This window comes from Psychrobacter sp. Choline-02u-9, from assembly GCF_002836505.1.
In the GTDB taxonomy this organism is placed as follows: domain Bacteria; phylum Pseudomonadota; class Gammaproteobacteria; order Pseudomonadales; family Moraxellaceae; genus Psychrobacter.
The window spans coordinates 298364-309928 of sequence record NZ_PJBF01000058.1 but is presented as its reverse complement, the minus strand read 5'-3'; the positions used below and the strand labels follow the sequence as shown (position 1 = coordinate 309928).

Here is an 11565-nt window from a genome sequence, read left to right as displayed (position 1 = left end):
TATACAGCTCAAGATTATCTTAACAGGATTCTATAAGTACTGGTTAGGCATTCCATGTGATGAATAACGTTATAATTAGAGTACCAACCACTCTGTGTCAAAGAGAATACTGCTTTAAGCGAACAGTCCTACTTTTGCAATCTTCAACGTAACATTGACATTGACCTGATACAGTGACTATTAATCCTTGATGCGATAAGCGCAGCTGAAAACAAAATGATATAATAAAGCCACTTTTTATTTACCACAATATATCGCTCATAGTCATAACATATGAGAGCGCACTCTAATGCCTTTCGTTTTTAGCTCGCTTATCACTGTAAACCTATAACCCAAGCGACTGTCTAAAATTATGATCAAACAATAAGAACAGCGCTTCTATCAAAAACAAACCATTAAAAACATATTTAAAAAATAGAAAAGGATACTTTATGTCCACTACGGCCATGTCAAATGCTAACTTTATTACTCAAATCACTACCCTCGCTGATTGCGTTGGTCAAACGCCGCTGGTAAAACTTCAACGCCTGCCTGAGCAAGAGCACATTGCCAATGGCGCCACAGTATTAGCTAAGCTTGAAGGCAATAATCCAGCGGGTTCTGTAAAGGATCGTCCTGCTTTTAATATGATTTATCAAGCAGAACAGCGCGGTGATATCAAGCCTGGTGATATGTTGATTGAAGCCACTAGTGGTAATACTGGTATTGCATTGGCCATGGTCGCTGCGATGCGTGGCTACCCGATAACGTTACTGATGCCAACCAACTCTACCCAAGAGCGTAAAGATGCCATGATTGCTTATGGCGCAACGCTGATTGAAGTAGACGAAGGTATGGAAGCTGCACGTGATTTGGCATTACAGATGCAAGCAGATGGCAAAGGGGTTGTATTGGATCAGTTTAATAATCCTGATAATAGCCAAGCACATTACCTGACTACAGGCCCTGAGCTATGGGCACAGACAGAAGGTAAAATTACGCATTTTATTAGCTCGATGGGCACGACAGGTACGATTACTGGTGTATCACGCTACCTAAAAGAGCAAAATCCAGACGTCAAAATTATCGGCCTACAGCCTGACGAAGAAGCTTCGATTGCTGGTATTCGCCGTTGGCCTGCTGCCTATATGCCAGGTATTTTTGATGCAGACTTGATTGATGAAGTGATGGATATCGATCAGCGTATTGCCGAAGTATATATGCGTAAATTGGCGAAGACTGAAGGTATTTTTGCTGGGGTATCTTCGGGCGCAGCTGCATGGGCAGCGACCCAAGTGGCAAAAGCAAACCCTAATGCTGTCATTGCTTTTATTGTCTGCGATCGTGGCGATCGTTATTTATCAACGGGTTTATATAACGTTGACGATAGCAATATGGATAACAGTAGCGCAGAAGTTAATTAATGCATAAGAAATACCATTTAGTATCGTTAATTTAAAAGAAGTACAAAGCGGCCAAGTGCAGATGTAAACGTAATACTTCAAGCAAGGTTAACGCTGTTATTCTTTTATAATGAATTAACTATAAGCTCATAAATAGTCAGGATTATCTATGTCACAAGCGCTACCATCCGACCCTATCTTGGTTTTTGATATCGAGACTGTCGCCGATGTCGATGCAGCACGCCGTATCTATCCGCAATTGGCCGATCTCAACGATGCGGATGCGTTAAGTGCGCTGACAGCGATACGTACACAAGAGGCAGGGCACGACTTTATGCGCTTGCCACTACAGCGTATCGTCTGTATCTCAGCTCTGTATATCAAAGATGGTAAGTTATCGCTATTTTCTTTGACTGCCGATAAATTTAGTGAAAAAGAAATCCTAGCCAAGTTCTTTAGAGCATTTAACGACATTGAGACACTGCCGCAACTTATTAGTTGGAATGGCTCAGGCTTTGACATACCTGTACTGATATATCGTGCCATGCAATATGATTTGTCAGCGCCCTGGCTGTTCGAAGAAGGCGAGCGAATTAAAAACATGCGCTTTGATAACTATGTTAATCGCTTTCATACGCGTCATCTAGACTTGATGGATCGGTTTAGCCAGTACGGTGCTAGCCGCCGCGAAGCCATGGATATCGTCGCAAGTCTGTACGGATTACCTGGTAAAACTGATGTAGATGGCAGCATGGTCGGTGCGCTTGTTAGTAGCGGTGACTGGCAGACCCTATCTATATACTGTGAGTCTGATGTTATGAACACTTGGCTTATTTATTTACGCTGGTTACGTCTAACAGGACAGTTGTCTTCACAAGATTTTGCTGCTTGGCAGCAGCAGAGCTATGACTATCTGGCAAAGTATACCCAAGCTGACGGTAGTCCGCGACATCAAGAGTTTATCGCTGACTGGTCATCGGCACCCGAATTATAGAATTCGCATTATTAATAGTTTTTTATTCCCCTCTTCTAGTTATTTATTATTAAGGCAGGTTTATGCAACCCACCGATTCAAAAACATCTACAGCATCTGATATGGCAGCGCAAAACAGTAACGCTCAAGCGAATGAAGCTCAAACCAACGACACCCAAACGATTGTCATTCCGCCGAGTAAGAAAAAATCAAAGCCATCATCAAAGACACGTCGTCGTCTAAAAGATGCAGAGCCAATTCCATTCAATATTGATGGCTTATCACATGATGGTCGCGGTGTTGCTGTGTATGGTAATGGTTTTGACGTTGCTGAAGGTCATGCTGAAGACAAACACGGTAAAAAGATCTTTGTTAGCTTTGCCCTACCCGGTGAGAGCGCCTTAGTAAAAATAACTAACAGCCGTGCTAGCTTTGAAGAAGGCGATGCCATTAGCATTACTGCCAACCCAAACCCTGAACGTGCTGTACCACCCTGCCCGCATTTCGGTACCTGCGGCGGTTGTAACTTGCAACATTGGCAACCAGATGGTCAAATAAACTTCAAGCAGTCAGTACTGGCTGAAATGCTAATGCATCAAGCCAACGCGGAACCTGACAATTGGCTCCCGCCTGTGGTCGGCGATCGTCTTGGTTATCGTACCAAAGCACGTTTGGGCGTGCGTTATGTTGTCAAAAAAGAAACCGCGCTTGTCGGCTTCCGTGAGCGTTCAAGTAACTTCTTGGCAGAGCTAAATGAATGTCATATCCTAGATCCACGTATTGGTTTCGAGATTGAAAACCTAAAAACGCTTATTAGTACCCTAGAGAGTCGTGACAAGATTGCCCAGCTTGAGCTTGCAATGGGTGAGCAACTACCAGAACTACCTGATGGCAATCAGCCAGTTGCGCTCATCGTACGTAATTTAGAACCGTTGTCAGACGCTGATATAGACAAACTAAAAGTATTTTTCGCAGCGCGTAATTGGCAGCTATATTTGCAGTCGAAAGGCGTTGATAGCATCCAACGTATTGCGTTGACAGACGCTGATGATTTGAGCGAGCAATTTGGGCGTTTATATTATCAATTGCCAGAGTATGATCTGACTTTTGAATTTATCCCTACTGACTTTACTCAAGTAAATCTATCGGTGAACCGTCAGATGACTAAGCTTGCCTGTGACTTATTGGACTTAAAAGCAGGCGAACGCGTACTAGACTTATTCAGTGGTTTGGGTAACTTTAGCTTACCATTAGCGCGCCTCGTTGGTGAGACAGGCTCAGTAGTCGGTGTCGAAGGCAGTGAGGCCATGACCGAACGTGCTGCTGACAACGCTCGTCGCAACGGTATTAACAATACTGAGTTTTACAGTCAAGATTTGACGCAAGACTGTACTGATAAGCCATGGGCCAACCAAGGCTTTGATGCACTATTGATTGATCCGCCGCGCTCTGGTGCTTGGGAAATTATGCAATATTTGCCAAAATTTAATGCTGAGCGCATTGTTTATGTCTCTTGTAATCCAGCGACCCTTGCCCGTGATACAAAAGCATTGTTAGAACAAGGCTATCGTCTGACTCATGCTGGCGTGATGGATATGTTCTGCCATACGGGTCATGTTGAATCTATCGCTCGCTTTGAAAAAGTAGCGGTTTAACATTGTTAATCTTCAAAAATGATTAATAGTTAATAACAACTGATAGTTGAACCTGATTAAAGAGACAATTAAGCGTTATTACAATTATCTAAGATAACTCAAAGCTTTGATAAGTTTGTGCTAATAAATAGCCATTATTTAGCGTAATTGACCACAGCCGTACAGAGGCTCGCTTGATTTGTCACTTTAAAATGAGATAATAGTAAACAATCTTCCTATGTTTTTGATGATGTTTCCAATCGCTACATAGCAAGCATTTGCACTCATAGCTTTATATATTTTACGCGCATTTTATAGCTGCTAAAAATAAAATTTTTAGCAGTTGTATTGGTTTATAGCTGACACTTTATGGATCGTTAATTCAGAGTGTGTGCATAGTAGATGAGGTTATAATCAATTCAAAATAGCTAAGAGGAGTCGGCTATGGTAAAAATTCGTGAAGGATTACCGCTGGTGGATGGACAGACCACGCAGGCCGATAGTGCAACACTTGCGGCGCAACTGGTGGCGAGCCAACGCTCTCACCAGTCAGCCAATAGCTATGCCCAAATTCCCCTCGACATCAAATACCAGTTGGCAACCCACAAGCTACATACTACTTTTGATCGTTCAGCTGCACACACTTATCATTTGCATGACCCTCACACTGAAGACGAGTATTTGGATGATACCAATGCGCTATCAAACAAAGAGCTTGAGGCGGTCGACTTAGACCAAGCCAATATCGATGTACCTACTTGGCTAGATAATGTGGCCAAGCGTATTGGACAAGAGTCAGTACCCAACCTAAGTGCAGCTTGCGAGTTTATTCGCAGTCATATGAATACCAGTGAATCTGAGCGTTCAGGCGCTTATGTGACCGGTATTGGTATGACTGATATTTTGACCTATCTTTATCAAGATGAAGAAGCACTGGTCGCGGCCATGCTGTATCGCAGTGCGCGCAAATCAATCATTAGTCTCGCTGAAGTTGAAAAAAACTTTGGTCCAGATATTTTGACGCTTGTTAAAGACACCCTTGCAATGGGTAAACTGTCGGAGATTATCGAGAGTAACAAGCGCTTAGAAGACCATTTCGTCAATAATCAGCGTGATCAGCTATCAAATATTTATAGTATGCTCATCTCTGTTACTAACGATGTGCGCGTGGTACTGATAAAACTGGCTGAACGTACTTTCGCCATGCGTGAATTGACGTTTTCTAGGCCAGAGCGTCAAACGCGTGTCGCACGTGAAGTCATGACTATTTATGCGCCATTAGCCCATCGTTTAGGTATTGCACAGTTAAAATGGGAGCTCGAAGATTTAGCTTTCCGTTATCTTGCGCCTGACCGCTACAAAGAAATTGCTAAGCTGCTGTCAGAAAAACGTAGCGAACGCGAGTCCTATATTCAGCGCGTACAAGACAAATTAAATGAATCACTAGCAGATGCCAGTATTGAAGGCGAAGTATCTGGTCGCGTCAAACATATCTACTCTATCTATCGAAAAATGAAGCTCAAAGGCTTATCTTTCGATCAGCTTTATGACATTCGCGCTTTACGTGTCTTGGTTAATAGCCCTTCTGACTGTTATCACGTTTTAGGCCTAGTACATGGCTTATGGCGTTATATTCCTGAGCAGTTTGATGACTATATTACTAACCCTAAGTCCAATGGCTATCGCTCGCTACATACTGCTGTAATCGCGGAAAACAAATCACTCGAAGTCCAGATTCGTACTCATGAAATGCACTTTGAGGCCGAGCTTGGCATGTGTGCGCACGTTAACTACAAAGAAGGTCTAAAGAATAAGAAAGACAATTATCTGAATCAAAGAATCAGCTCACTACGCCAATTATTATCTATCAACAATGAGACACGTAATCAACCACGCTCAGCTGTGGTAGCGGGCGAAGAGATAGACGATATCGAGTTTGACGAAGAAGAACAACTTGTTGATTTTGATGAACTAGAACGTATTTATATCTTTAGCCGTGACGGTGATATTACTGAGCTACCAAAAGGCGCGACCGTTCTCGATTTTGCCTACTATGTGCATACTCAAGTTGGCAACCGTGCGCAGGCAGCCCGCGTCAATCAGCGTTATGTGCCACTGACCTATCAGTTGAAAACAGGTGAGCAAGTTGAGATTATCACTAAGGCATCACGTGAGCCCAATCGTGATTGGTTGGTAGCCTCGTTAGGTTATATTCATACCAACCGTGCCCGTTCAAAACTGCGTCAATGGTTTAATAAGCAAGACCGTGATAAGAATATTGAAATAGGTCGCCAAATGCTTAGCAAAGAGCTTGAGCGCCTATCTGTTCATCCTAATAGTATTGATCTGAACGACTATATTCAGCATTTTCATGTCAATACGACCGACGATATTATTGTAGGGCTGGTGACAGGTGATATTGGCCTTAATCAGTTAACCAGTCATATCTCTCGTCAGCTACACCTTGAACCTGAGATACCACCAGAGAGCTTTGTACCTCATGTAGATAACAGAGATACAGGTAAGCTCGATGCGTATAAAATCCATATCGATGGTTTGGATAATATCGAAATCAATTTGGCAGGTTGTTGTCATCCTGTGCATGGCGAACCGATAGCTGGCTACATCACTTTATCGCGGGGCGTTAGCGTGCATAATCGAGGCTGCCCAGAGTACTTACGTCTGGTTGAGCGTGATCCTGAGCGCAAGATAGAAGCCGCTTGGCAAGTACAGATTGGTCGTTATCAGCCTGTTGATATTCATGTCGAAGCATATGACAGACGCGGTTTGCTACGTGATTTGACACAGATAATTGATAAAGAAAACGTCAATATTCGCCAAGTTCAAACGTTAAGCAATGACGACAATATTGCTTTTTTAAAGTTCCATATTGAAGTCTCAGGCTTAGCGCATCTATCTAAGTTGCTGGCAAAATTAGAGCAGCAACATGGTATTTTGCACGCGCGCCGTGCAGTCGTGTAAACGAAACCTTAAGCCAGTCGTTGTTTATTCCATAATAGAGTTGTCAAAAAATACTATGCCTGAATTACCTGAAGTAGAAACCACTAAAGCCAGTCTTGCTCCATTGTTGGGGCAACAGGTAGTTGATGTTAAAGTATTTCAACCAAAACTGCGATGGATGATGCCAGACAACTTGGACGAGCTAATTAATTACACATTAGAGAGTGTCGAGCGCCGAGCAAAGTATCTAATTCTTAATTTTCTGCCAGTAGCTGTACAGAATAACGCTCCCATATCAGCCAGCAAAGTTGAACCACGTCAGCTTCTTATTCACTTAGGAATGTCAGGTAGCTTACAGCAGCACAGCTATGGTACTGATAAGCGTAAACATGACCATCTGGTCGTCGTTTTTAATGATACTGATAATAAAAAATCTCAGCTACACTATTACGATCCGAGACGTTTTGGTTCAATACTATGGCACGAAGATTACGGCAATAAACTACTAGATCATCTAGGTCCTGAGCCGCTTTCAAAAGATTTTACCGCAGACTATTTGTACAGTTTAATCCAGCGTATAGATTTATCTAGCCAAGATGGCAATGGGTCATCGACAGATAATACTAAAGCAAACAAACGACTAAAACCCATCTCCCGAGCGATTAAATCTGTCATCATGGAACAAGAAGTCGTGGTTGGGGTTGGCAATATCTATGCGACTGAAAGTCTGTACTTGTCCGGCATCCACCCTGCTACACCAGCCAATCAAATTTCATACGATCAGATTGTCATTTTAGTGAGTCATATTAAAGAAATTTTAAAGAAAGCGATAAAATTAGGCGGTTCGACACTACGGGATTTCACAGTAGCAAGTGGTCAAACTGGTTACTTTCAGCAAACCTTAAATGTGTATGGTAGACAAGGAGAGAGCTGTCTGGATTGTAGTACGACGCTAGAAAACATCAAGCTTACTGGTAGAGCCAGTGTTTATTGTCCAAATTGTCAGCCGTTAAAATAGCTAATAAATGATATCTATCTGCTTATGGTATATTTAGATTAAATGAAGCTAATATCTGGGCAGAGTATCTATTTTTAAAAGTATCAAATACTGCCAAAGCTATAACTAGATTATTCTCATTTTTGTTGCTTATTAGCGCACATCTTGCTTTAATAGTGCTAGCGCTTACATAAATAGTGCGTATCATTTATTTTTCTGTAATATTTAGCCTAACTATTGTTGCCGCAAGATTCCTGCGTGAAGATAGCAGCAGCCATTAATCATACTACTATGAGTTTCAGGATATCGTTATGACTGTTAAAGCAAAAACTCAACGCACAGTTAAGCAGAGATTTTTTACTGTATTGGCAACTTTAGGATTGGTAGCTGCGACTATTCAACCTACTTTTGCAGCTATAGAAATTGATGAAACTGATTTCGGTCCTTCATATGAAACGATGGTAGTCGATACGATTGTTGGCAAACCACTTCAACTCGTTAATGCGGTAGCTGGAACAGCAGCTTATATCGTAAGCCTACCTTTCTCACTTATTGGTGGTAATGCAGATCAAGCACAGCAGAAGCTATTTGTTGAACCTTGGAATGCGATGGGACGTTGTTTAGGCTGCACAGTTGCAGAAGACAATTATTACAAATCTCAAGTCGTTGATAATAACGTAGTACGTATCGTTGTCGATCAACCATCAGAAATTCTGATTAACACCAATGACTATGTAGTGGTTACTCCATAACAATTTGCTTTTAATAGGCACATCAAATAGTTCACAAAAATAACTGTGACTATTTCATAGAAAAAAAGGCTAACGAGACGTTAGCCTTTTTTATTGTCAACGATTTGATAATTTATTTCGTAATACTGGTATTACTTAATTTAGCACTGATTTCACGCAGCAACTTCACTTCCTCTGATGGCTCTTCTACTGCTTCTTCTATAACTTCCTCTACCTCTTCAGCACGGCGCATTTTATTGACACCTCTCACCATCATAAAGATGATGAAAGCTAAAATTAAGAAGTTAATAAGTACGGTAATAAAACTACCGTAAGCCAATACAGGAACACCTGCTTCTTTGAGCGCATCATAAGTCAGAGCAATACCATCAGGTGCATCACCTAAAACTAAGAACATGTTTTCAAAATTAATCTCGCCGCCAAAGATAAAAGCGACAATCGGCATAATAATATCATCTACCAGAGATTTTGTAATGGTAGCAAAAGCCCCGCCGATGATGACACCGACTGCCAAATCCATCACATTACCTTTGACAGCGAACTCTCTAAACTCTGAAACCATACTCATTGTCTTTTCCTCAAAATTTATCTATAAGCAAATAGATATTTATATAATAAGTGTCACATCTAGCTTTCATGTTAATAATTGAATACATTAACGTCACTATTCATTCTGTCTGTATTTTTCCAAGATTACAACACAAAAAAAAGCAGTATAAAGTGAACTACTAATAGCTCACCTTATATTGCTCATTTTTTAACCACTCAGTGCCAGTAAAAACTACTGACACTAAGTGATTGCGTCAAACATCAATACTATGAATCACTCAGTAACTCACTTATTGATATTAAGCACCTTTCTTACCACGGCCGTGACGTTTACGCTCACTTTCAGTCAAGTAGCGCTTACGAATACGTACCGCTTTTGGCGTTACTTCGACTAGCTCATCGTCTTGAATAAATTCAAGCGCTTGCTCAAGAGTGAACTTCACTGCTGGCGTCAACGTCAATGCTTCGTCAGTACCACTAGCACGTACGTTAGTTAACTGTTTAGCAGTCGTCGGGTTAACAGTCATATCATCGTTACGAGAGTTAAGACCAACAATCATACCTTCATAAACTTCAAGCTGTGGTTCAGCAAACAACTTACCACGTTTCTGTAGGTTAAATAGAGCAAAACCTAGGCAAGTACCATTTGCCATAGAAACCAATACGCCATTAGAACGACCACCAACATCACCGATCTTCTGTGGACCGTAATGTGAGAAGCTCGAGGTCATAATACCACTACCTGAAGTCAGGGTTAGGAACTCAGAACGGAAACCGATCAAGCCACGCGCTGGTATGGTTGCCTCAATACGCATACGGCCTTTACCGTCCAGCTCCATGTTAGTCATCTCGCCTTTGCGTAGACCAACTTGCTCCATGATAGAACCTTGATGCTCTTCTTCGATATCGAAGACAACGTTTTCATACGGCTCTTGTAGCTTACCATCAACTTCTTTAACGATAACTTCTGGACCAGAAACACCTAGCTCAAAACCTTCACGGCGCATGTTTTCGATAAGTACTGATAAATGAAGCTCACCACGACCTGATACTTTAAATTTGTCAGGAGACTCAGTGTCTTCTACACGTAATGCTACGTTATGAATCAACTCACGCTCAAGACGCTCACGAATGTTACGTGAAGTCACGAACTTACCTTCACGACCAGCAAATGGTGAATTGTTTACTTGGAAGTTCATAGATACTGTAGGTTGATCTACCGTTAGTGCTGGTAGTGCTTCAACGTTGTTAGGATCACAAATAGTATCAGAGATGTTTAGTGCATCGATACCCGTGATACAAACGATATCACCTGCTTGTGCATCTTCAACGTCAATACGATCAAGACCATGGTAACCCATGATTTTTAGGATACGGCCGTTACGCGTCTTACCATGCTTATCAATGACAGTCACTGGCGTGTTAAGTTTAACTTTACCACGCTGAATACGGCCAATACCGATTACACCAACAAAGCTGTTGTAGTCAAGGCTTGAGATTTGCATACGGAACGGAGCGTCAGCATCAACCTGTGGAGGCTGAACAACGTCAACGATAGTTTTGAACAATGGCGTCATATCATCAGCTAAATCATCTGCTTCTAGACCTGCAATACCGTTCAATGCCGAAGCATAAACAACTGGGAAATCAAGCTGCTCATCGTTTGCACCTAGGTTGTCAAACAAATCAAAGATTTGATCCATTACCCAATCAGGACGTGAGCCAGGACGATCGATTTTGTTAATAACAACGATCGGCTTTAGACCTTGTTCGAATGCTTTTTGCGTCACAAAACGAGTCTGAGGCATTGGGCCATCAACAGCGTCAACAACCAAAAGTACGCAGTCAACCATAGACATTACACGCTCAACTTCACCACCGAAATCGGCGTGACCTGGAGTATCTACGATGTTGATACGGTATTCAGTTTCTGAAGTTTTATCTGTCCAGCGGATAGCTGTGTTTTTAGCCAAAATGGTAATACCACGTTCTTGCTCAATATCACCTGAGTCCATTGCACGCTCAGCAATGTTTGCACGGTCGCCAAAAGTACCAGACTGATGTAATAACTTATCAACCAAAGTTGTCTTACCGTGGTCAACGTGGGCAATAATTGCAATGTTACGCAGGTGTTTGATATCGTTCGCCATATAAAATGCTCGTTTCGTCTTAAAAAAATGCAGTAGCAGTAAGCGCTGCTGAATAAACTTTCATCATCAATCAGATAGATATTGAATCTAAGATGACGCAAAAAAGAATGCTATCAAATAAAAAAGTTCAATACAATCAAATATCTATACTGACGAATTCATCATAC

The 11565-nt window shown here is 41.7% G+C and carries 8 protein-coding genes; 6 read left to right on the top strand and 2 right to left on the bottom strand.

Annotation, left to right across the window (positions count from 1 at the left end):
• Positions 1-431: 431 nt before the first annotated feature.
• The 6 genes from cysM (at position 432) to CXF69_RS11375 (ending at position 8699) form a co-directional block, all read left to right on the top strand.
• The gene (gene cysM / locus CXF69_RS11400; RefSeq protein WP_101204257.1) at positions 432-1403 is read left to right on the top strand and encodes a cysteine synthase CysM; all 972 of its coding nucleotides are present in this window, start codon (positions 432-434) and stop codon (positions 1401-1403) included.
• A gap of 148 nt (positions 1404-1551) precedes the next feature.
• Positions 1552-2376, top strand: a complete 825-nt coding sequence (locus tag CXF69_RS11395; protein WP_101204258.1) for a 3'-5' exonuclease — start codon at positions 1552-1554, stop codon at positions 2374-2376.
• Between the two features lie 62 nt (positions 2377-2438).
• Positions 2439-4010 (top strand): 23S rRNA (uracil(1939)-C(5))-methyltransferase RlmD, encoded by a 1572-nt coding sequence (rlmD, locus tag CXF69_RS11390; RefSeq protein ID WP_180952671.1) that lies wholly within the window; start codon positions 2439-2441, stop codon positions 4008-4010.
• Positions 4011-4433: 423 nt separating this feature from the next.
• Positions 4434-6971, top strand: coding sequence for a RelA/SpoT family protein (locus CXF69_RS11385; protein ID WP_101204259.1), 2538 nt, complete (start codon positions 4434-4436; stop codon positions 6969-6971).
• 55 nt (positions 6972-7026) lie between these two features.
• Positions 7027-7968: a bifunctional DNA-formamidopyrimidine glycosylase/DNA-(apurinic or apyrimidinic site) lyase gene (gene mutM, locus CXF69_RS11380; RefSeq protein ID WP_101204260.1), complete on the top strand. Its 942-nt coding sequence runs from the start codon at positions 7027-7029 to the stop codon at positions 7966-7968.
• Between the two features lie 290 nt (positions 7969-8258).
• Positions 8259-8699, top strand: coding sequence for a hypothetical protein (locus CXF69_RS11375; RefSeq protein WP_101204261.1), 441 nt, complete (start codon positions 8259-8261; stop codon positions 8697-8699).
• A 112-nt stretch (positions 8700-8811) separates the two neighbouring features.
• On the opposite strand, the gene mscL is transcribed toward CXF69_RS11375, so the two are convergent.
• Positions 8812-9267, bottom strand: coding sequence for a large conductance mechanosensitive channel protein MscL (gene mscL, locus CXF69_RS11370; protein WP_102078845.1), 456 nt, complete (start codon positions 9265-9267; stop codon positions 8812-8814).
• Positions 9268-9547: 280 nt separating this feature from the next.
• Positions 9548-11398, bottom strand: coding sequence for a translational GTPase TypA (typA, locus tag CXF69_RS11365; RefSeq protein WP_057758402.1), 1851 nt, complete (start codon positions 11396-11398; stop codon positions 9548-9550).
• Positions 11399-11565 lie beyond the last annotated feature (167 nt).